This window comes from Pseudopedobacter saltans DSM 12145, from assembly GCF_000190735.1.
GTDB lineage: Bacteria > Bacteroidota > Bacteroidia > Sphingobacteriales > Sphingobacteriaceae > Pseudopedobacter > Pseudopedobacter saltans.
In genome coordinates this window covers 1,747,683-1,771,502 of sequence record NC_015177.1, presented here as the reverse complement: position 1 = coordinate 1,771,502, position 23,820 = coordinate 1,747,683, and the positions used below count along the sequence as shown (strand labels likewise).

The 23,820-nt window shown below is 35.8% G+C and carries 17 protein-coding genes; 14 read left to right on the top strand and 3 right to left on the bottom strand.

The genetic code is table 11. The features are described 5' to 3' along the window. The first annotated feature begins 297 nt into the window (after window positions 1-297). Entirely contained in the window at window positions 298-2,940 is a 2,643-nt protein-coding gene (locus PEDSA_RS07515) for a valine--tRNA ligase (protein WP_013632564.1), read from the top strand. Between the two features lie 54 nt (window positions 2,941-2,994). Here PEDSA_RS07515 and PEDSA_RS07510 read toward each other — a convergent pair whose 3' ends face one another. Both PEDSA_RS07510 and PEDSA_RS07505 read right to left on the bottom strand, forming a co-directional pair. Continuing rightward, the gene (locus PEDSA_RS07510; RefSeq protein ID WP_013632563.1) at window positions 2,995-3,444 is read right to left on the bottom strand and encodes a hypothetical protein; all 450 of its coding nucleotides are present in this window, start codon (window positions 3,442-3,444) and stop codon (window positions 2,995-2,997) included. 74 nt (window positions 3,445-3,518) lie between these two features. Next, the gene (locus PEDSA_RS07505; RefSeq protein WP_013632562.1) at window positions 3,519-3,971 is read right to left on the bottom strand and encodes a type I restriction enzyme HsdR N-terminal domain-containing protein; all 453 of its coding nucleotides are present in this window, start codon (window positions 3,969-3,971) and stop codon (window positions 3,519-3,521) included. A 72-nt stretch (window positions 3,972-4,043) separates the two neighbouring features. Here PEDSA_RS07505 and holA point away from each other — a divergent pair, with 72 nt between their 5' ends. From holA to PEDSA_RS07455, 10 genes are all read left to right on the top strand, one after another. After that, window positions 4,044-5,048, top strand: a complete 1,005-nt coding sequence (gene holA / locus PEDSA_RS07500; protein WP_013632561.1) for a DNA polymerase III subunit delta — start codon at window positions 4,044-4,046, stop codon at window positions 5,046-5,048. Between the two features lie 393 nt (window positions 5,049-5,441). Then, entirely contained in the window at window positions 5,442-8,633 is a 3,192-nt protein-coding gene (locus PEDSA_RS07495) for a SusC/RagA family TonB-linked outer membrane protein (RefSeq protein ID WP_013632560.1), read from the top strand. 4 nt (window positions 8,634-8,637) lie between these two features. Beyond that, entirely contained in the window at window positions 8,638-10,260 is a 1,623-nt protein-coding gene (locus tag PEDSA_RS07490; RefSeq protein WP_013632559.1) for a RagB/SusD family nutrient uptake outer membrane protein, read from the top strand. Between the two features lie 2 nt (window positions 10,261-10,262). Further along, complete coding sequence (locus PEDSA_RS07485) at window positions 10,263-11,075, top strand: hypothetical protein (protein ID WP_013632558.1); 813 nt, start codon at window positions 10,263-10,265, stop codon at window positions 11,073-11,075. 59 nt (window positions 11,076-11,134) lie between these two features. Then, window positions 11,135-12,310: an alginate lyase family protein gene (locus PEDSA_RS07480; RefSeq protein ID WP_013632557.1), complete on the top strand. Its 1,176-nt coding sequence runs from the start codon at window positions 11,135-11,137 to the stop codon at window positions 12,308-12,310. A 66-nt stretch (window positions 12,311-12,376) separates the two neighbouring features. Continuing rightward, a complete protein-coding gene (locus PEDSA_RS07475) occupies window positions 12,377-13,891 on the top strand; it encodes a serine hydrolase (RefSeq protein ID WP_013632556.1) in 1,515 nt (504 codons plus the stop codon). A gap of 35 nt (window positions 13,892-13,926) precedes the next feature. Beyond that, window positions 13,927-14,775 carry a polysaccharide lyase gene (locus PEDSA_RS19520; RefSeq protein ID WP_013632555.1) on the top strand — a complete coding sequence of 283 codons (849 nt, stop codon included), beginning with the start codon at window positions 13,927-13,929 and terminating at the stop codon, window positions 14,773-14,775. 242 nt (window positions 14,776-15,017) lie between these two features. Then, the gene (locus PEDSA_RS07465; RefSeq protein ID WP_013632554.1) at window positions 15,018-17,582 is read left to right on the top strand and encodes an adenosylcobalamin-dependent ribonucleoside-diphosphate reductase; all 2,565 of its coding nucleotides are present in this window, start codon (window positions 15,018-15,020) and stop codon (window positions 17,580-17,582) included. A gap of 443 nt (window positions 17,583-18,025) precedes the next feature. After that, a complete protein-coding gene (locus tag PEDSA_RS07460; protein WP_013632553.1) occupies window positions 18,026-18,583 on the top strand; it encodes a hypothetical protein in 558 nt (185 codons plus the stop codon). Between the two features lie 3 nt (window positions 18,584-18,586). Next, window positions 18,587-19,054, top strand: a complete 468-nt coding sequence (locus PEDSA_RS07455) for a hypothetical protein (RefSeq protein WP_013632552.1) — start codon at window positions 18,587-18,589, stop codon at window positions 19,052-19,054. 74 nt (window positions 19,055-19,128) lie between these two features. Here the strand turns inward: PEDSA_RS07455 and PEDSA_RS07450 are convergent, their stop codons facing one another. Next, a complete protein-coding gene (locus PEDSA_RS07450; protein ID WP_013632551.1) occupies window positions 19,129-20,217 on the bottom strand; it encodes a polysaccharide deacetylase family protein in 1,089 nt (362 codons plus the stop codon). Between the two features lie 109 nt (window positions 20,218-20,326). Here PEDSA_RS07450 and PEDSA_RS07445 point away from each other — a divergent pair, with 109 nt between their 5' ends. The 3 genes from PEDSA_RS07445 to trxB all read left to right on the top strand — a co-directional run bounded on the left by PEDSA_RS07445 (window position 20,327) and on the right by trxB (window position 23,672). Further along, a complete protein-coding gene (locus PEDSA_RS07445; RefSeq protein WP_013632550.1) occupies window positions 20,327-21,493 on the top strand; it encodes an MFS transporter in 1,167 nt (388 codons plus the stop codon). A gap of 131 nt (window positions 21,494-21,624) precedes the next feature. Beyond that, window positions 21,625-22,647: a quinone-dependent dihydroorotate dehydrogenase gene (locus PEDSA_RS07440; protein ID WP_013632549.1), complete on the top strand. Its 1,023-nt coding sequence runs from the start codon at window positions 21,625-21,627 to the stop codon at window positions 22,645-22,647. Between the two features lie 77 nt (window positions 22,648-22,724). Next, window positions 22,725-23,672 carry a thioredoxin-disulfide reductase gene (gene trxB / locus PEDSA_RS07435; protein ID WP_041537007.1) on the top strand — a complete coding sequence of 316 codons (948 nt, stop codon included), beginning with the start codon at window positions 22,725-22,727 and terminating at the stop codon, window positions 23,670-23,672. Window positions 23,673-23,820 lie beyond the last annotated feature (148 nt).

Below are 23,820 nucleotides of genomic sequence, written 5' to 3'. Positions count from 1 at the left end.
GTTCAATAGTCATTGGTTATTAGTTTATTGGGGTTGTTTGGGCTTACTCTTTAAATTTGTATGGTATCATAGCCGGTACACACACTGCAATGGGATTTTTAGTATCTTAAATGGATTAATCACTGTAGATTTTATATAGACTATTAAAAATAAACTGTCAATCATGAATAAACTTTAGTCGTTTTCTCTCTCATATTTAATGCCTCACGTCTCATATCCTCCTTTTCAGGGTTAAAATCAGATTGTTCGTTTCACTTTGAAAGTGTATTTTTGCGGATTGTTAGAATTTAATACTGTATGAGCATTTCCAAGACATATAATCCTAAAGAATCAGAGAGCAAATGGTATTCTTATTGGTTAGAAAACAAGTTTTTTAAATCAGTTCCAGACGAGCGTGAACCTTATACAATTGTAATACCTCCGCCAAATGTCACCGGAGTTTTACATATGGGACACATGTTGAATAATACCATTCAGGATGTCTTGATTCGCAGGGCCAGAATGAAAGGAAAGAACGCTTGTTGGGTTCCGGGAACAGACCATGCTTCCATTGCTACCGAAGCAAAAGTTGTGGCTATGTTAAAGGAAAAAGGAATCAATAAAAAGGATTTAACAAGATCCGAATTCTTAAAATATGCTTATGAATGGAAAGAGAAATATGGTGGTATTATTTTAGAGCAATTAAAAAAACTAGGAGCTTCATGTGATTGGGATCGTACAGCTTTTACAATGGATCCTGAACTTTCGGCTGCAGTAATCGATACTTTTATCCACCTTCATAAAAAAGGATTGATTTATCGTGGTATAAGGATGGTAAACTGGGATCCGAAAGGTTTGACTGCAGTTTCTGACGAAGAGGTTATCCGTAAAGAAGTAAATCAAAAATTATATTATATCAAATATAAATTGGTTGAAAGAGACGGTTTTGTAACTATTGCTACAACCCGGCCAGAAACCATTATGGCAGATGCTGCTGTTTGTGTTAATCCTAACGACGAACGTTATATTCATCTACATGGTAAAAAAGTTCTGATTCCTTTAATTGATAAGGCAATTACTATTATTCCGGATGAATACGTTGAATCTGATTTTGGTACCGGATGTTTAAAAGTTACGCCAGCCCATGATTTAAATGACTACGAGCTTGGCGTAAAGCATCATTTAGAAGTAATAGATATTTTAAATGATGATGGAACTTTAAACGAAAAAGCACAGATTTTAGTAGGTGAAGATCGTTTTATCGCCAGAAAGAAAATAGCTATTTTATTGGAAGAAGCCGGAGCTTTGGAAAAAGTTGAGGAGTATAAGTCGCAAGTTGGTTTTTCCGAAAGAACTGATGCTGTAATAGAGCCTAAACTGTCTTTACAATGGTTTTGTAAAATGGGAGAGATGGCAAAGCCTGCTTTGGATTATGTAAATAACGGCGATATTAAACTTATTCCGGATAAGTTTATTAATACTTATCGTCATTGGATGGAGAATGTAAAGGATTGGTGTATATCTCGCCAGTTATGGTGGGGACAACAAATCCCGGCTTTTTATGCTCCAAATGGTGATGTAGCAGTTGCTAAAACGGCAGAAGAAGCGTTGAGCGTTCTTAAAGCAAAAGATGCGAAATATGCCGATTTAAAATTAGAAGATATCAAACAAGACGAAGACGTGGTAGATACCTGGTTTTCTTCCTGGTTATGGCCGATGTCGGTTTTCGATCCGTCGGTTTGTGGACATCCGGAAAATAAAGGAAATGCCGATTTTCAATATTACTATCCGACAAATGATTTAGTTACAGCACCCGAGATTCTTTTCTTTTGGGTAGCTCGTATGATTATGGCAGGTCATGAATTTACTGGTGAAATTCCTTTTAGAAATGTTTATTTGACCGGTATTGTTCGCGATAAAATTGGACGTAAAATGTCAAAATCTTTAGGGAACTCTCCGGATCCTTTAGATTTAATAGATAAATATAGTGCGGATGGTGTTCGGGTAGGCATGTTGTTGAGTTCGCCGGCAGGAAACGATATTATGTTCGACGAAGCGTCTTGCGAGCAGGGAAGGAACTTTGGGAATAAAGTATGGAATGCTTTCCGTTTGGTAAAAGGTTGGGAGGTTGATAGTTCTTTAGCTTGTCAAAATGAGAAATCTATTGCCTGGTTTGAAGCCAGATTTAATGAAGCATTGAAGGAAATAGAATCCAATTTCGATCAGTACCGTTTGAATGAAGCTTTAATGGATTCGTATAAACTGGTTTGGGACGATTTCTGTGCCTGGTACCTGGAAATGGTGAAACCGGCTTATCAACAGCCAATAGATGAGGTTACTTACAAAGCAACAGTAAATTTCTTTGAGCGGATTTTAAAGCTCTTACATCCGTTTATGCCTTTCCTAACAGAAGAGTTGTGGCATGATGAAGTATTTGGTGAAAGGAATTCGAAAGATTGCTGTATTGTTGCCCAGATGGAAGCTTCGCAAGCTTTTGATAGTAATATCTTAAAAGATGTTGAGGTAGTAAAACAGATTGTTTCGGAAATCAGAAATGTTAGAAATACTAAACAAATTTCTCCAAAAGAAGCGCTGACACTTTTTGTGAAAAAAGGTTCTGATATCGATTATGATACCTGCAAGAATATTATTTTCAAATTGGCAAACATTAGCGAATTTGGACAAGTAGAAGAAAAATTGGCTGGCGCCTCTTCTTTTTTGGCCGGCAGAGATGAATTTTACATTCCATTAGAGGGAAATATAGACGTTGAAGCTGAAAAGGAGAAAATCGTAAAAGAAATTGAGTATTTGAAAGGGTTCCTGAAATCAGTTAATGCAAAGCTAAGCAACGAACGTTTTGTTCAAAATGCTAAACCAGAAATAGTAGAAAACGAAAAAAATAAGCAAGCGGACGCAGAGGCTAAGATTAAGATTTTAGAGGAAACTTTGGCTGGTTTGTAAAAGGAAAAAGTCAATTATATTGAAAGGCATATTATTTTTAATAATATGCCTTTTTTATGAAGCCTTTTCTTGTTGTTGATAGTGAGATAATTGCCTTAATATCTCTTTAATTTCCCAACGTTTTTTTTCCGATTTGATATGGTCCAGATTTACGCTATGAATATTTGAATGAGTGTCGTGAATAATAATCCTATTAAATTTAGTTTCCAAATAGGCAATTTCATTGGTTTTAATGGAGATATCCTCTAGTTTTTCCCTCTTTCTGGATATTTTTACATAGTCATCTTCAATCTTTAAAAAACAGGTTTTTTTGTTTTTTATAATATTGATTACAATGAAAATTAGCGTGATACAAGAAAGCAAAATGAAAAGATACCGTTGGTCAAATAAATCATTCTTTGAATAGAAATAAGCTAATAAAATTAACTGGATACTAGTTAATAACATACAGATCTTAGTCGAAACAACACTTTCCCGCGTAATAAGAATTTGTTTCTGGTCCATTATGGTAATGTTTTTTTCTCTTTTACGAAAGTATTTAATGTAAAGTTTCGCGATGTGTGTTTTACAAGAGAAAATTATATGTAAGTTGGTATGTCGGGGATGAAGGTATAGCTTTCCTCCTTATAATCCATTTTACAATGGTAATGTTGCAAACCATTTGTAGTTATAAGGTAATTCACTTTATGAACGAAGTTATATCTTGCAACCTGATCAAAAACTTTTTGATCAATCTTGACATGAGAAGCTTTGCATTCGACAAGAATATTCGGTTTACCGTGAATATCAAAAATTACAATATCTGTTCTTTTTTGAAGTTTATTTAAAGTTAATCCTCCTTCAAGCTTTATTAAAGATTTTGGATAATGCTTATGCTGAATAAGATATTGGGTAAAATGTTGTCTGACCCATTCTTCGGGTGTAAGGACTAAGTTTTTCTTACGTAGCTCGTCAAAAATGAAAAGTTGATTTTCTTTTTTAGTTAACCTAAAAGGATAAGGAGGCAAATTTAACGGGATAGGCTCAAACATAGCGCTAAAATAAGGTTGTAATTACCAACATTGCAATTTATTTTGCTAATATTCTTTTAATTTAGCTTCGTTATGACAGCTGCTGATATTCTAAAAGACATAAAGAACAGAAAGTTTAAACCAATTTATCTGCTTCATGGGGAAGAAAGTTATTATATAGATTTAATAGCCGAGGCATTGGAAAATACTGTATTATCCGAAGCAGAACGAGGTTTTAATATGAGTATCTTTTATGGTAAAGATACAGACCCGGTTAATGTTTTGAATGCAGCTAAGCGTTTCCCCATGATGAGCGATTATCAGGTTATTCTGGTAAAAGAGGCGCAGGATTTAAAATTTGACAAAATAGCAGAATCATTTCAGGCATACTGTGAAAAGCCTCTACAGAGTACCATTTTAATCCTTTGTCACAAACATGGAAAGTTTGACAAAAGGAAGAAAGTATACAAGGTTATCGAGAAGACAGGACTTGTTTTTGAATCAGCAACCATTTACGAAAATAAGATTCCAGCATGGATAGATGATTTTGTAAAATCCAGAGGTTATCATATTAATCCCAAAGCCTCTCAGTTATTGGCAGAATATTTAGGAAATGACCTGAGTAAAATTTCTAATGAAGTAGAGAAACTGATGTTAAACGTTCCGCAGGGGCAGGAAATTGGAACGAAAGAAATTCAGGATAATATAGGGATCAGCAAGGAATTTAATGTTTTCGAACTTCAGAGCGCATTAGGGAAAAAAGACATTTTAAAGGCCAATCAGATCATAAATTATTTTGAAGCAAATCCCAAATCAAACCCTTTGGTTCTTGTTATGGGAAATCTATATACCTATTTTTCAAAAATTTTAAAGTACCATTATCTCCAGGATAAAAGTGAAGCCGCCAGGGTATTGGGAGTAAATCCTTATTTCGTTAAAGATTACGAACTGGCTGCAAGAAATTATTCGTGGGCTAAAGTTTTTGATATAATCAGCATATTACGCGAATATGATATTAAATCTAAAGGGGTTGATTCTACGGGAAATACCACCGATGGGGATTTAATGAAAGAATTGGTTTGGAAGATAGTGCATTAGGTTACACTCTTAAAAGACTTATAAGTTAAACTATCTGTAATTCTAAATATTCGGTAAGAATTCTTTAATAAAGGGTGTAAAATCTTATGATTTTTATGTCCCTTAAGCGTATTAGCCGTTCGCGTTAAATAGCTTTAATAGTGATTTTGTGCATACAGGTCGATTTTTTTTAGCGTTAAATCCGTATTACTTCTTTTTCGTTATTTTTTGTCTACAGCTCAGCGAACGGTTATTCTATTGTATCCACTTTCTGTTTCGTATAGTTTTGTCTTATCCAATTATAGTATTCTCTGAATCTTAAAGTCTGAAAAGCAAAAGCAAATTATGCTGTTTGATAGCTGTGGTTCTGTCAATAAAATAATTGGACAATAAACAATTATTAATCCAAATCAAATGAAACAGATTTTTACTCAATTTCCCAGGCTCAGGTTAGCTAGCAAGAGAAGCTGTTCGGTGGATTTTAAATTTGTGTTTGCACTATTGGCAGTTTTATTTTGCCAGTCAATAGCAATAGCTCAAAATATTAAAATAACTGGGACGGTTAAAGATGGGACAGGTGAAACACTACCAGGGGTAAGTGTGAAATTAAAAGGAACACAATCAGGAACAATGACTGATGCGTCAGGCTCATTTACTATAAATGTTCCTGGCACCAGTTCGGAGCTTCAATTTACTTACGTTGGTTATAAAACACAAGGTGTTAAAGTAGGCAATCAAACAAACATCAATGTAGTAATGGTTGAAAATGCAAATGACCTTGATGAAGTAGTAGTTACAGGATATGGTGGAGCAGTTAAGAAAAGAGATCTTACAAGTGCTACGTCTACTGTTACTGCAAAAATGATAGAGGATCGCCAACCTTTAAATATTTTTGATGCATTGCAGGGACAAGCTACTGGGGTATTGGTTGTAAATGACAATGGCGAACCGGGAGCGGAAGGATCTATAACCATACGTGGCCCCTCGACATTTTCATCAGAAGGGCAGGGAACGGATCCACTATATGTAGTGGATGGAGTGATTACACCAAACTTTTCTTCAATAAATCCGGGAGATATCCAAAGTTTTGAAATATTAAAAGATGCTGCCTCATCAGCAATCTATGGTTCCAGAGCAGCAAATGGCGTTATATTGATAACAACAAAAAAAGGTGTAGAAGGTAAGCCTAAATTAGATGTGCAGTACGTTTATACGATGGGGAGAATAGCCCATGAAATACAACAATCAAACCCTAAGGATATTCGTTACTATCGCCAGTTACAAGGACAGCTGGGGGTGCTTACAGATTCTCTTAACCCGGGTTTAAATTCAGCTAACGATCTTCAAAAACTTTTATTAGGGAATCTGGCTCAAAAACATGATGTTCGTTTTTCTTTAAGCGGAGGACAAAAAGGGCTTACCTATGCGGCTAGTTTAAATTATTTGGACGATAAAGGTATCGCCTTAAACACTTACGTGAAAAGAATTCAGTCAAGAATTAATGTTGACTACCAGGCGACCAAGAAGTTAAAGTACAGTTCTAACATTTCAGTATATAGACAAGCAGGTAATTTTGCAAATATAGGGAACTCAATCCGCCCTGTATTTGACAGACCGTCTAGTTATTTGATTTATTATCCTGATGGAAAACTTACAAGTTATATTAATAACAAAAGAAATCCGGTAGCTAACGCCTTGTATGAAAAGAATACTCGTGAGGAGTATAAAGTACAATTTGTAAATACTTTAAATTATGATTTTACTAAAGATTTAAAGTTGACAGTTGCTTTGAATACACAACTAGACGATGGAGAAAGATTCTTTTTTGCTCCAAGATATGTGTATACCCAAAATGGGGATAAAAACTACGCTACTAATCAGTTTAATAAGAGATTTTATTATGAAGCTCAATCGTATTTAAATTATTCCAAAACTTTTAATGTACACCATAATTTTGTAGCTACCATTGGGGCTACAAGAGATAGAGCTAAATTCAGTAATGTTAATCTTGCCGGAGAGAACTTTATTTTAGAAAATGTTACTACGATTACCGGAGCTAACATAGTCAATTTTGGAGCTCAGAGGGTAGTACAAAGTGCTGTTTCTACAGGATCTTATTTTGCTAGGGCAAACTACAGTTATAAAGGAAGGTATCTTTTAAGCGGAGTTTACAGAAATGACGCATCATCGAGATTTGGTGAAGAAAATCGTTCAGGAAATTTTGGTTCAGGATCTATTGCCTGGAGATTTACTGATGAAGATTTCTTGAAATTTACAAAATCATTTTTAGATGATGGAAAGTTGAGGTATAGTTACGGTAGTTTAGGAAATGACGCTATCGGCAATTATGAATCTATTGCGCGTGTAGAGCTAGGAGGAAATAATTATAATGGAGTTGCCGGAGCTGCGCCGATGTCTAATTTAAATAATCCGCAATTAAAATGGGAAACTACAATTGTTCAAAATGTGGGTTTGGATCTTAATTTCTTAAAAGGAAGATTAACAGCCACATTAGACGCCTATGTTAGAAATACTAAAGATTTATTGTATGACAGACAAATGCCTAAAGAAACTGGATACAATGCAATTAAAGTAAACGTTGGAGATATTGAAAATAGAGGTTTCGAATTCTCTTTAATGGGGACTCCAATAGCCAATGAAAAATTCAATTGGACAGTTAACGCAAACTTTACGATTCAAAGAGGAACTATTAAAAAATTATATAACGGGGAAGAATTTGTAGCTATAGGGACTGGAGGTGTTAGTGGTGGAAATGCTAACTATCTTATAAGAGAGGGCGGACGAATAGGAGATTTTTACGGCTGGAAAAATTTAGGTGTTTATCAATATGATGTATCTAATGCCTATACACCAGACGGACAGAAACTTATTCCATATGGTGTTAAAGTTAGTGGCTCAGGAAGAGGTACTTCAACAGCTGAAGGTTATACTTTAAATGGTCAAGAGTATACAGGCACTATTATTAAAAAGAAAAATAGTGATGGAGCTGTTTTGTTGGGAGGAGATACAGAGTGGTTAGATCTGGATAATGATGGTATTATCAATGACAATGACAGACACATAATAGGTAATGCGCAACCCGATTTTTATTTAGGTTTCATAAACTCATTTTCGTATAAGCAATTTTCATTTTCCTTTATTGTGAATTCTACTGTTGGAGGAAAGGTATACAATCAGTTCAAACAAAACTTAACAAACTTTGCAAACAATGGGAATCCTTCTTTACCCGAAGCTATTTATGGTGCGTGGACAAAGCAAGGAGATATAGCGACTTACCCTTATTACCCGGATAAAGACACAAGAAAAAGTCAGAGGCCAGGTGGCAATAGCTATTTCTTAGAAGATGGATCTTTTATCAGACTATCCAACGCAAGATTTACATATAGATTGGATCCTAAAGCAGCTAAAAAAGTTTTTGCAAGAAATCTTTCGGTTTATATGTATGGCGTGAACCTGCTTACCTATACAAATTATACTGGATATGATCCGGAGTTTTCACCTTCATCTGGTTTAACACCTGGAGATGATACCGGTAAATATCCAAAAAGAAGAGAATTGGGCTTTGGTTTAACTATGGGATTTTAATAAAATGAAAAAGATATTTAGTACAGCAATATTGAGCTTAATTATTTCTTTTACAAGTTGTAATAAAGCTATAGATGAACAACCGATTTCAGAAGGTACGTTAAAAGATTTTTTTAAAAGCAAGCTAGATGCCGATGCGGCTATTGCCGGGATGTATGGCGAGTTTCAACACACCATGATCGGAGAAGGCCAGTTCCAGAATAGGATTACATGGTGGGGTGAAGCAAGATCGGATAATTGGGAGACGCGTTCAGCATATGCTACAAGTTCAACTAATGAAATCCATTTAAATGGATTAACAGAAAACAATGCTTACGCAGATTGGAGTCCATTATATAGCACCATTGGAAGGGCAAACTTAATTCTTAAAAACCTTCCATTAATAAAAAACTATGTTCCAGTTGGCACAATAGGAGCATTGTCTTTAGCGCAAGAAGACAGTTATAGAGCACAAAGTTTGGCCATGAGAGCTTTATGTTACTTTTGGATTGTAAGGATATGGGGAGATGCTCCTTTAAGGACCGAGCCTTATGAAAGTATTCATGAAAAAGCAGAACAAGCAAGAGATCCGCAGGCAAAAATTTTAGACCAATGTATCAAAGACCTAGAAGAAGCTTATGCATTAACAGTAAAAAATGCCACTCCAACAGTTTGGTATTTGGGAGAAGGAGCTATCTGTTCTATTATGGCTGATATTTATATGTGGAAAAAAGATTATCCAAATGCAGTTATTTGGTTTAAAAGGTTATTCGCTGCTAAAGCTCCAACAGGGAAAGTTTATAATGCAGTAGGTAAAGATATAACAGGTGCAGGAGGTGCAGTAGCTGATTTACAAGCAGGATTAACCTGGAATCAACAATTCACTAATCCAGCGGGAAGTTTAGAAAGTATTTTCAGCATTCATTGGAACTACATTGCTAATGGCTGTGCTTGTATGTCTGGTGTTTCGAGAACTACCAATGAAAATACTATTAGAATGGGGACTGAGTTGTGGACTACATGGCCTACAGTTTCTACCGCAGTTTATGGTTCTACAACAGCAACAACTGATTTGCGTGTTAAGCAAACATATAATATGACGAATGCGACAAATCAACCAATCAGAGATAGAAGTTTCTGGAAATTTTACGCAGGTACTTATGTCGCGCCAACAGCTACGGCAGGGTATAATTTTACATTACAGAAATATGATAACAATCTTCCTGCTACTACCGAAACTGATGTTTTTATACCAATATACAGATTAAGCGGTATGTATTTATTATATGCAGAAGCACTTAATAAAATAGGTGATAGGAATAACGCTGTTAAATATCTAAACTTGATTAAAACGAGAGCCGGTGTACCAACTGTTGTAGCAGCCAATTACGACGAAAATACTTTAGAAAAAGAAATTCTTAAAGAAAGACAATTCGAATTAATAGGCGAGGGAGTAAGATGGTTTGACTTGGTGCGTACAGATAGAGTAAAAGAAGTGATGGATCCTATTTTAATCACAAGACAAGCGAATATTGGAAATGCACAAATAGGTTTTGGTACTGATAAAAAGAGATATTATTGGCCTTTATCACTAAATGTTCTTAATTCAAACCGTTTGCTTGTTCAAAACGATCCCTATAAAAATTAGTTATGAAAAAGATATATCAATATATTATAGGAACTGTTCTGATAGGAATAGTGTCTTCATCTTGCTCTATGTTTGGACTAGATGTACAAAAAGATTATAAATATGAAGGAACAATTTTAGATCCACATATCAACATTTCTGCAAAGGAATATCTAATTAATAGAGGCAAAAATCCAGTGATTGCAAATGATACTGTTTTTAAATGGATGCAGTTGGGATTAGAATATGCCGGAATCAATTTAGAAGAATATGAAAAGCCCGGTAGAACTTTCGTCTTTCTTAGTAATAACGCAATTCGTGTTAGAAATGCAAATACGGGTGCAATAACCGCTGGAATGTGGTTTGATCTGCCCGTAATGGAAAAAAATCCTGATGGTTCCTTGAAACTTAATAATGGGACTCCCGTAACGAAAATTGCTACCAAATGGAGTGATTATTCTGTTGAAACGGTAAGGAATTATTTTCTTTATTTAATTGCTTTGGGTGATTTGGGGTTTGAAAGTGCTAAAATTGAGAACACATCTTTTGAAACCTTATTAGGCCCGGGAAAAACAGCGGGATTAGAATCAAGGTTGGGATATTTAGTGGTAAATAATGAACAGCAACCGGGTAATTCCAGAACGTTAGTTTATGATTATTTAACAGGTACCGGAAAAGGATTTGATCAGGAAGGTAAAATTAACTTTAGAATGTTGAATAGTGATTATTCTCCACTTCAGGTTAATAGTTTTACAACTCTTGCGACTTCAGGAATAGTTGCTACAAATGGAAAAGTTCATGTAAGTGCAACAACAGTGTATCCTAGCAGATATTAATGTAAATTATAAGGCAAACCGTTTTAATATTGAACGGTTTGCTTTTACAAAGAAATTATATGAAGCGTAAATATTATTCGGTATTGCTTTTATTTTTCCTTGGTATCACAACCAAGGGTTTTGCTCAACCCAAAACTTATTACAGGGAGGTTGTAGATCTGTTAAAAAATCGGGTTTTAATAGATTCGGAACTTGCCTTAAAAGAAGAGCCATTAACAGTGACAGCTGAGTTTTGTGAACGTAGCGCCGGTAACAAACATGATTTCTTTTCCGAGTCTGATTACTTTTGGCCTAATCCAGAAAATCCGGAAGGTCCCTATAAAGAAATTGATGGAAAAACCAATCCCAGTAATTTTGTTGAACATAGGAAGTTGATGATCAGATTTAGCAAAATAATAGGAGTATTAGCGTCTGCTTATAAAATCACCGGCGATGACAAATATGTAAAGCATGCTATTAAACATCTAAACGCTTGGTTTGTCGATGAAAATACTCGTATGAGCCCTCATTTAAAATATGCTCAGGCAATTAGAAATGGGGTGACAGGACGTAATTATGGAATTATTGATACCATACACTTTTTAGAAGTGGTGCAAGGAATGATGGTGATGGAGAAATCAAAATTTTTTGATGAAAAATTAGCCGATAAAATAAAAAAGTGGTTCTCTCAGTATAATTTGTGGCTAACTACAAGTGAGATGGGATTAAAAGAAAAGGAGATCAAGAATAATCATTCCACATGCTGGTTAATGCAGGTTGCTTCATTTGCCAAGCTTACAGGAAATCAACTTTTATTGGATTCCTGCACAAAGCGCTTTAAAGAAGTTTTATTACCAAATCAAATGGCGGAAAACGGTAGTTTTCCGTTAGAATTAAGAAGAACCAAGCCTTATGGCTATGCAATTTTTAATTTGGATGCAATGGCTACTGTTTGTCAGATACTGTCTACGCCAAAAGATAATTTATGGAAATATCAAACTAATGATGGAAAATCGTTAGCCAAGGGCATCTCTTTTCTTTATCCATACATCGCAGATAAATCGAGTTGGACATATCCTGAAGATATTATGTTTTATGAATTCTGGCCGGTAGCCCAACCTTTTCTTCTTTTTGGGGCGTTTGCATATAAAAATCGCTCTTATTTTGATTTGTGGAAGAAACTGGAACGTTATCCGACTAATGAAGAAGTAATCAGAAACCTGCCTGTCAGAAATCCTATTATTTGGTTACAATAGATTAAATGATGAGTCGTCAGGTTGTGTTGAATTAACGTTCTCAAAATATAATTCAATCAATCTACTATGTATTTAAAACCTATAACAGCTTGCATTTGGGTAGTTATGTTAGCCGCTTTTATGGCCTGCCAGCCGAAACACAATACCATTGCTACCGATTTTTCTGCAAACAGTACGAAGATATTTGAAAACTATCTATTGAAGTTTAAAGAAATTTATCGATTGCCTAGCGTCGAAATAGCCATTGTTTCGAAAGATTCTCTATTCACCACAGCAACCGGTATAAAAAATGTAAATAAAGATCCAATTTCAAGCTCTTCAATTATTGCCGGCGGCGCTTTTTCAGAGCCTGTTTTAGCAAGTGTAGTTTTGAAAATGGCAAATCAGGGGCTTTTAAGTCTGGATGATCCCATAGTCAAGTATCTGCCTTATTTTAGAATGGGGAGTGAAGAATATAAGAATATCACAATCAAAGACCTTCTTACGCATACATCGGGAATAGATTCTTACGGCATTTCATACGGGGAATCCAGTTTTGACGATAACGCACCCGAAATAACTACACGAAGTATATCTAATCAACAATTGAAATGGCAAGGTTCGGAAAGACGAGTTTCCAGATCTGTATATAACTATGATATTCTTGCAGATCTGGTTTCTAAAGTTTCAAAAATGCCTTTCGAATATTACGTGAGCAAGGAGCTTTTTATTCCGTTAAAAATGAATTCCTCGTATTTCTATAAAGTGAAAAATGCTACTCAGCCATTTGTTGTATCAAATTATTTAACCTACCATTTTAAGCCAGCAAGTATATATCCCTATAATAGAGAGAACGGAGGTAGCGGAGGCTTACATACAACAGCTGATGATATGGCAATCTGGATGCAATATGTCTTAAATAATGAAAAATTGCATTTTTTCGATATTCCTGTCAAAACATCTACGACAAATGGAATAGGGTATGGATGGGAAATCTATTATAAAAATGCAATACCTATTTATGTCAAGGAAACCAGAATGAATGGTTTTTCAAATAAAATGATATTAATTCCTTCTAAAAAGATTGGGCTCTGTGTTATGGTTAATCTGGATAATGATCTTAATTGTTTGAGTCAGCTTGATGGATTACTTTCATTTTTAGATGGAGACAATGCCAAAGCTTCTGAATTAAAAATACCAATTCATCTTCCAATGGGAGATATAATTGCCAAAAATGGAGGTCATGTGCAGAAAGCCATTCTCTTTTATGAGGAAGCCTATCGTTTATATAAAGAAAAGTATGATTTTAAAATAGCTTATCTGGAACAGCTGGGAATCAATTTAGTGCATAAGGTTGGCGATTTTCAAAAGGCAATAGATTACTATAAATTTTGTTTGCAGAAACATCCGGTGTCTTCCGGAATCTACCTGAATTTAGCAGAAGCCTATGTTTTAGATAAACAGATCGCCAAAGCAGAAGAAGCAATAAGGGAGGCTTTGAAGTATCCTGATGACACTGGATTTCGGGATAGTTTTCTGGCTTATTTAAGAGAAAAAATAGAAGTAATACGCGAAAAAAAACAGAATTTTTCTACTAACTGATAGAACCTCAATCAACCAATATAAAACTATATCAAATGAAAAAAAGATCAAATTATGTTTGGACTATAGGTATGGCTTTGCCTATACTTTTTTCTGCTTGTAAAAAGAACGAAGCAGAGTTTTTAGTGGATAATGATGCTACACAACCGAGGGCAATTTATTCCAGTAGAACCGCGAATTTTACCAGGCCGGACGGTACTTATACCCAGGCTCAGGCCGAAGCCGATATGGGGCAACTGGCAAGTGGTACATGGAAAAATGCTGATATTTACAGCAATCAGGCCAGAATTCGTATTCCGGCGAACTCCTTATCGAATGGTAACATTGTGAATATAGATGTATCTGATGGAACGGAATATGAACTGTCTTTCAAGGTTCGTTTCGGACCAAATTTTGATTGGAGCAGGGGAGGTAAAGTTGGATTTGGATTTCATATCGGAAATGGATTTACGGGCTGTAATAAAGCTGATGACGGAACGGGAGGAACTGCCCGTTTAATGTGGTATAATCCAAATGGAACCAAAACAAACAACAGTAACGACCAGCCATATTTCAGACCTTATGTCTATTACAAAGATATGCCGGAAAACTGCGGAAACACTTTTGGTAAACAAAGTAAAACGCTTGCTAAAAATACATGGTATACAGTTAAAATCAGAGTGAAGAGTAATACCGGATCCAGCACAAACGGATCAGTGCTTTATCAAATAGATGGGGTGACGTTGTTGAGCCAGTCTATCAGATGGACAACCAACGATTCATACGCAAAAATCAAGTCCATCACTTTCCATACTTTCAGAGGTGGAAGTGACGAGTATTGGCAATCTTCAACAGATGGTTTAATCTATTACGACGATTTGACTTACACCCGAATTTCAAGCTAAATTTTAACCAATATGATTGAGGTGGTGTCAGTATGATTTCATACTGACATTTTTTTTAAATGAAATAATTGTTATATTTTTATTTGTTTTAAAAATTGTAAACTTTTTACAATTTTATTTTTTGTAAATATCTGATTTATAAATATTTGATGTTAAAATTTTGTAAACTTTTAAATTTTAATTCTTATAGGAATTTTTTTTTAAATTTGTTTTGTCCTCATTGATAATTTAAAATTTAAATTATGAAAGTTATTGAAACAAAAGAGTCTAACGTTACCTATACCCAAGAAGAAGCTTTTGAAGCGAGTTTAGAATATTTTAAAGGAGATGATTTAGCTGCAAGGGTTTGGGTAAACAAATATGCGCTTAAAGATTCGTCTGGTAATTTATATGAAAAGACGCCGGATGATATGCATCGTCGTATAGCTTCAGAGATTGCAAGGATCGAATCAAAATATCCGAATCCATTATCCGAGTCTGATGTTTTTGAACTTATAAAGAATTTTAAATATATCATCCCTCAAGGGAGTCCAATGACGGGAATTGGTAATCCGTTTCAAATAGCTTCGTTATCAAATTGTTTTGTGATAGGAAATGATGGGGAATCAGATTCTTATGGTGGTATCATGAAAATTGATCAGGAGCAAATCCAATTGATGAAACGTCGCGGAGGAGTAGGACATGATTTGTCTCATATCCGGCCCAAAGGATCACCTGTAAAAAACTCAGCTTTAACATCTACGGGCTTAGTTCCGTTTATGGAGCGTTATTCTAATTCTACCAGAGAAGTTGCGCAAGATGGACGGCGAGGAGCTCTTATGCTGTCGGTATCAATAGAGCATCCCGACGCAGAGCGGTTTATTGATGCAAAAATGGAACAAGGAAAAGTTACCGGCGCCAATGTTTCGGTGAGAATTACAGATGCGTTTATGCAGGCTGTGGAAAAAGATTCTGATTTTGTGCAACGATATCCGATAGGAGCCGAAAAACCAATTTTTAGTAACAAAATAAAAGCTAAAGAACTTTGGGATAAAATAGTGCATAATGCATGGCGTTCTGCAGAACCAGGAATTCTATTTTGGGATACCATTATTAATGAGTCTGTTCCCGATTGCTACGCGGATTTGGGATATAAAACTGTATCAACAAATCCATGCGGTGAAATTCCATTATGCCCATATGACTCTTGCCGTCTTTTGGCAATTAATCTTTATTCATACGTCGAGAATCCATATACAAAAGCAGCTTCTTTTAACTTTGAACTATTTAAAAAACATATTGGTTTTGCCCAAAGAATAATGGATGATATCATTGATCTTGAATTAGAAAAGGTTAATGACATTTTAGCAAAAATAGATAGTGATCCTGAAGAAGATGAGACGAAAAGAGTCGAAAAAAATCTTTGGTTAAATATCCGTAGAAAGGCGGAAGAAGGAAGAAGAACAGGTATTGGTATCACTGCTGAAGGAGATATGCTGGCTGCATTGGGTCTGAGATATGGAAGCGATGAAGGTATCAGTTTTTCAGTAGACATCCATAAATTAATTGCAATAGAGGCTTATAGATCTTCTGTGACAGCTGCTAAAGAAAGAGGGGCATTTCCAATTTTTGATGCGGAAAGAGAAAAAAACAATCCTTTTATTAAAAGACTAGCAGAGGCAGACTCTAAGCTTTACTACGAAATGTTAGAATATGGGCGTCGTAATATTGCATTGTTGACTATTGCCCCAACGGGAACAACAAGTTTAATGTCCCAGACAACTTCTGGTATCGAGCCTGTATTTATGCCAGTTTATAAGCGCAGAAGAAAAGTAAATCCTAATGATAAAAATGTCAGAATAGATTTTGTAGATGAAGTTGGTGATTCCTGGGAAGAATATGTCGTTTTTCATCACGGATTTAAAACCTGGATGGAAACAAATGGTTTTGATATTGAACGTAATTATAGTAACGAGGAATTAGACGAATTGGTAAAGCAATCACCTTATTATAAGGCTACCTCTAATGATGTAGATTACTTAAAAAAGGTTCATATGCAGGGAGCAATTCAAAAATGGGTAGATCATTCAATCAGTGTGACTATTAATATGCCCAATGATGTATCGGAAGAACTGGTTGGGGCATTATATATGGAAGCATGGAAATCTGGATGTAAAGGAGTTACTGTGTATAGAGATGGTTCCCGTTCTGGGGTATTGATCGCTAATGATGATAAGAAAGATGATGACGAGAACAACAAGGAAACAGTTTTAGATACACTTTTTCCTACTGTAAGGCCACAGGTATTAGAGGCTGATGTTGTTCGTTTTCAGAACAATAAAGAAAAATGGATAGCTTTTATAGGACTGATTGATGGTAAACCGTATGAAATTTTTACGGGACTATCAGATGATGAAGTTGGTATTTTATTACCGAGATGGGTTAACGATGGCTTGATTATAAAAAGTAAAGATGAAGATGGGACTTCCCGTTATGATTTTCAATATAAGAATCAAAGGGGATATAAAACAACCATAGAAGGACTTTCTTATAAATTTAACCCTGAATACTGGAATTATGCTAAGTTGATCTCGGGAACATTGCGACATGGAATGCCAATAGAAAAAGTGGTGGATTTGATTAGTAGTTTGCAGTTGGATGAACATATCAATACGTGGAAAAATGGTGTTGCAAGAGCACTTAAGCGCTATATTCCCGAGGGAACAGTTGTTGGTACTTCGAAATGTTCGAATTGTAATTCTACTAATTTACAATATCAGGAAGGTTGTTTAACTTGTAAGGATTGCGGGTCAAGCAAATGCGGTTAAGCAGTGTGATGCCCAGCAACCATAAGATACGTTCACGGCGATCCTAATCCTGAAGCTATTGTAAAATACACTAAGTTCTCTTAGGTGTGGCTGCACTATAGCTATATTGGAGCTATACTATAGCTATGCGCTTGAAATCAAAAATATAAAACTGCGTTTAAAGCCAGTATAGCGGGTAGGTTAAAGTGTGTTTTTTAAAATAAAATACACTAAGCGCTGCAGAGTGTCAATTTTATAAATCCAATATGCAGAGCCAGCCAGTCTACCTCTAAGATGAAATTGATGAGCTTCATAACCCAGCAGGTATTCGGTAAACTGTATGTATTATGATGAAAACGTTAAAGTTAAGCCAACGGCAATTTTACTTTTTTTTACTGAATTGGTTTTTTAAGATTCGTGTAGAATATTAGATTGAAACTTCTAAATTTGCGGCGATTTCAAAAATGGTTGCAAAAACATTAGTTAGATACGGTATTATATTTCTGGTATTCATTGTTCAAATTCTATTTTTAACAACAATTCTAAGAGAAAATACCCATTCCTATTTATTGTTGATTTTCATCGCGACTTTAGCAATTTTAACCTTGTATACTTATTTACGATCACCAATCCATCATACAGAATATAGTTACGAATCATTAAAAGTAGCTGCTTGGGTTCCTGTAGGCGCGGTGGCTTCTTATTATTTACATCATTCCTTGCAAATGGGGCCAGTAATGGGAGCAGCTCTGGTTGGAAGCATCGGTTCTTTTCTTCCGGATATTAATTCAAATTCCACATACCTTAAAAAGCTTCCGGCTGCAATTTATTGTGGAGCTTTTGTTGGGATGTCAAGCGCACACGTGGCCAATGGTTTTACATTTGTCCTGGTCGCTGGATTTTTTACTGCTGTTTTTCTGATTGTTTCAAAAAGCGTTTTACACGGAGTGGGAGGTAAACTTGGTACACTGGCTTTTCTTGGAGTTGCGTTAACGTACTTGTTAGTGTTTTTATTAGGATAATTGATGAATGTCTTTGTTTTGGTGTTGATGGGATGCTGCGGTGCAATGCTGACATTTTTTGTGAATACGAGATTAAGTCAGGGGCCGGTGAAGTCTTCTGCATTATTAACCATGTTCGTTGTAGCTTTTCTTTATTTATTCCCCAATTTACTTTCTCCCTATCTGACTAAGAATATACCTTATATTTTTATTGGATCGTCGTTTATTGGAATGGTTTCCAGTCAGCAATTGTCAACATATATAGGAATAGCACTTTCGGGGCTTATTTTTAGCCTGATTTATCTGAATACAAGCCAGTTTTTTGCCGGTTATGGCGGAGCGTTGGGGACCTCTTCATGTATTTCGTTATTGGTAGTATTGAGTATACCTTATTTCAAATCAAAACGGAAACTGACAGTAGGTATGTTGCAGTTAAGAAAGCTCGTAATCAAAGGGAAACGCAGAAAGCCTAATGAAAAGGTTGGCCTATAAAAATAGCGGTTAAGAATCTCCTGCTCCAATCCAAAGGATGAAGAATTGGAGCAGGGAGATAAAATGCTTTAAGTTTATTTTGTTGAAGAACTATCAGCTTTAATCCAATTGATTTTATAACTTTTGGAAAACTGTGTATTTATCTGATCCTTGTAGTTATCAGGGGCAGTAATCGTTTTAGGATCACCATCACTGTAATAGCGGGTTTTATTCTTGTCTTGCAATTTCATAAAATGGGCGGGTCCGTAATCGGTATCGCCTGCTTGCACCCGTTCGATTCCCAGTCGATTAAAGTTTTTATGATAAGGAGAAACCGAAGTGGCAGAACCAACCAAAAGAACCACTTCGTGGTTGTAACTTGCATCTTCAAATTTTCCTTTAGCTTCAAGTGCTAAATTCTTAGCCCGCATGCCTAAAGGTAGGGCCAGGCTCTTCACCTCATAATTTGGAATAAATTCTTTAATCTCTTTTACAAACATGCCTAAATGTTTCTGAACGCCGGCGTCATCTAACTTATTCAATGGAACATGATACCAGCCATGATTCCCAATCTCATAACCATTGTTAATCAACCATTCCAGTTTTTCTTTTTTGTATTCAGGTTGGGCGAAAAGTCGCAAATTGGGTTTAATTGCAGGAAGAACGTAAAAGCTTGCGGTCAGAGGAAAATCAGAATGTTTTTTCTTAAAATCTTCCATTATACCAACAGCACAGCTAGGATCAACTTCTAATTTTCCATTTTTTTCAATAAACCTAAACTGTCCGGCACTCGAATCGTCAAAAGTCAAGGCAAACGGAGTTTTCCCTGCCGGAATATCCAGTTTACCATAAGCCAGATCCAAAACCGACACAGGGTAAAAATTATTGTCATACAACATTTGCAAATCCTTTCTGAAATTCTCAGGAGTTCTCCTCCACCTGTCTTCAGGTTCCCCAATCAAATGATATTCAAGAACCATAACCTTTCCCAATTCATTTGGAGTGAAATCTTTGAAGGCAGTATTTGGTTTAACTGTATTGTCTGTTGATGTTATTTCCTTGCTTGCGACAGAACTATTTGATGAAGTACTGTCCGAAGCGTTGGCGGGCTGTTTTCCATTATTGCAAGCAGTCAAAAAAGAAGTAGCCAAAGCTATAAGATAGATCTGTTTGGGTAATTTCATTGATATAAATTTGATAACAACTCAAATGTAAATTAAATCTATAATTATTCATTTTTTTAATGCGTAATAATAGCACTTCGAAATGTATTTTTGTGTTTTCTAAGCGGATATGGAAGGAAGAAAGGGAAGGTTCGGAAAATCCAGAGAGATTCTAAGGCTGTCTATAGGGGCTATGTTCTTGCTAACCGGTTTGTGTTTTGCAAGTTGGGCATCCAGAATAGCAACTATTCAGCAATATTTAAATTTGTCCGAAGCCGCTTTAGGCGGAATATTACTTGCTTTGCCCATTGGATTGATGATTTCATTACTAGTCTCGGGCTGGGCATTAAGCAGGTTGGGAAGTAAGAAATTAGCAATCGTCGGAGGTATTGGTTATGGTCTGGCACTCTGCGGTATTGGTTTGGCAGAAAGTCCTATACAACTAATTTTAGTTTTAATGATTTTTGGATTCTGCAGCAACGCAGTAAATATTTCTATCAATACCCAGGCAGTTATAGCAGAGCGTTTTTTTGAAAAACCTATCATGGGTACCTTTCATGGATTATGGAGTCTGGCAGGCTTTTGTGGCGCAGGCTTAGGGACGTTAATGGTAGCCTTGCACATTTCACCTTTTTATCACTTTTTAATTGTGCTGGCGATCATGGTTCTCGTTTTGATTTTGGTAGGGAAATACCTGAAAAATGATGCGGTAAAGAAAAAAGAGGGAAGCAAAACCTTTGTCTGGCCGGATAAGCAGCTGCTTACTCTGGGAGCTATTGCTTTTTGTTCCATGATATGCGAAGGGACCATGTTCGACTGGAGTGTGGTGTATTTTAAGAAAATTATACAACCTGACATAGCATTGGTAGGTTTGGGATATACAGGCTTTATGGCGTCCATGGCGATTGGACGTTTTATTTCTGATTATTTTGCAGGGAAGTATGGCGTACTTAAAATAATACAGGGTAGTGGAATATTAATAGCAGCAGGTTTACTCTTAGCTGTTATATTTCCAACTTTTATCTCTGCACTGCTGGGATTTTTATTGGTGGGATTTGGAGTTTCTTCCGTTGTGCCAATGGTCTATAGTGCTGCGGGAAAATCTAAAGTAATGTCTCCGGGATTGGCACTTACCGCAGTTTCAACTATAGGCTTTTTTGGATTTCTTTTAGGACCTCCCGTCATTGGATTTTTAGCGCAGTTAACCAGTTTGCGCGGATCTTTTTTATTCGTGGCTTTAATGGGAATAACAGTATATCTGATCGCCAGTATGTTAAAATCCAAACGTGGTTTTTAATATACATGTGTTTCAACTTCAAGAAACCTGAAGTAATAGTCAAAAAACTATGGTAGGCAATATAAGCTAATTATTAGATAAATTTTAAACGCGTTCTAAAAGAACAGAAATTTAATATTTACATTTGCGCCATGTATCAGTTTTTAAAGCCAATTTTTTTTCAATTCGATCCAGAAAAAATACATCATTTCGTTACTGGAACATTACAAACAGTACAAAAGATATGGGGATTGCCTAAAGTTATCAAGGGCAGTTTTAAATACGAACATCCTTCACTGGAAAGAGAGGTGTTTGGTTTAAAATTTAAGAATCCTGTGGGTTTGGCGGCAGGTTTCGATAAAAATGGCGAATACATTGAAGAACTAGCCAATTTTGGTTTTGGTTTTATAGAAGTTGGTACAGTAACTCCATTGCCTCAGCCGGGTAATGATAAGCCAAGGATGTTCCGTTTGCCCAAAGACGAAGCGCTGATTAATAGAATGGGATTTAATAATAAAGGCGTTGATGTTTTGGCGAGAAAGCTGGAATCTGTAAAAAGAGAAGGCTTAATTATTGGAGGAAATATCGGTAAGAATAAAAATACTCCTAACGAAGAAGCGGTTAGTGATTACATCAAATGTTTCGATCGTTTGTTTAATGTAGTAGATTATTTCGTTGTCAATGTAAGTTCACCAAATACTCCAAATCTTAGGGCTTTACAGGAAAAAGAACCTTTAAAAAATATACTGAATACGCTACAGGAAAGAAACAATAAAGACGGAATATCAAAACCTATCTTGTTGAAGATAGCACCAGACTTAACAGATTCTCAACTTGATGATATTGTCGAAATTGTTCAGGAAACAAAAATTGCCGGAGTAATTGCTACCAACACAACCATTTCGAGAGAAAATTTAAACTCTCCGGAATATCTGAAAAATGAAACTGGTGGTTTAAGTGGAAAACCAGTAAAAGACAGATCCACAGAAGTTATCAGATATCTTTCTGAGAAATCAAATAAAGCTTTCCCTATTATTGGTGTAGGTGGAATCCATTCCGCTAAAGATGCAAAGGAAAAGCTAGATGCAGGAGCTGCATTAGTTCAGATTTACACGGGTTTCATTTACGAAGGTCCAGCTTTAATCAAGCGGATCAATAAATCTCTGAAAAGATAGTTTAATAGAATTGTAATAAAATAAGGCAAGTGTTGTGCTTTCCTGCGGGAAGACTATATTTGCCACAAACGAATAACATGGCTGAAGAATTAGAACACGTAAAATGTTTAATTATAGGTTCTGGGCCGGCAGGTTATACTGCCGCAATTTATGCTGCCAGAGCTGACTTAAAACCTGTAATGATTACAGGAATGCAAATGGGCGGTCAATTGACCCAGACTACCGATGTAGAGAACTTTCCGGGTTATCCGGGTGGAGTGATGGGACCCGAAATGATGGAAGACTTCCGTAAACAAGCTGAAAGATTTGGTACTGATATACGTTTTGGATATGTATCTGCTGTAGATTTTTCCGGTCCGATACATAAAGTAATTGTAGATGATACCAAAACAATTTTAGCAGATACGGTTATCATCTCTACAGGTGCATCTGCGAAATATTTAGGATTAGAATCTGAACAAAAATATAACGGATTTGGTGTATCAGCATGTGCTGTCTGTGACGGATTTTTCTTTAAAAATCAGGATGTGGCCATCGTAGGAGCTGGTGATACTGCGGCGGAAGAAGCTACTTACCTGGCTAAATTATGTAATAAAGTTTACATGTTAGTAAGAAGAGATGAGTTCAGGGCATCCAAAGCTATGGTACATCGTGTTTTAAACACGCCAAACATCGAAATCCTTTATAATACAGAAGCAAAAGAAATATTGGGAGATGAAAAGGCTGTAACAGGAGTTAGAGTTTTTAATAACCAAACAAACGAAGAAAAAGACATACCTGTAACCGGATTTTTCGTAGCCATTGGTCACAAACCAAATACAGATATCTTTGCAGGTTGGTTGGATATGGATGATACGGGTTATCTGATTACTAATCCGGATAGTACATCAACTAAAGTCCCGGGTGTGTTTGTATCTGGGGATGCACAGGATAAAGTTTTTAGACAAGCTATTACTGCCGCAGGAACTGGTTGTATGGCAGCTTTAGAAGCAGAGAGATATTTGGCGGCTAAAGAATATCAATAAAATTTACAGAAAGAAATATTATAATACAGATCCCGGTTTTGGTAACGAAGCCGGGATTTTTTATTCAATAAGATAATTTCTGTTAGAACTATGCTAAATAACGTAATGCCAAAGATCAATTGAAATTATAAATTCGTTATAGAAACGT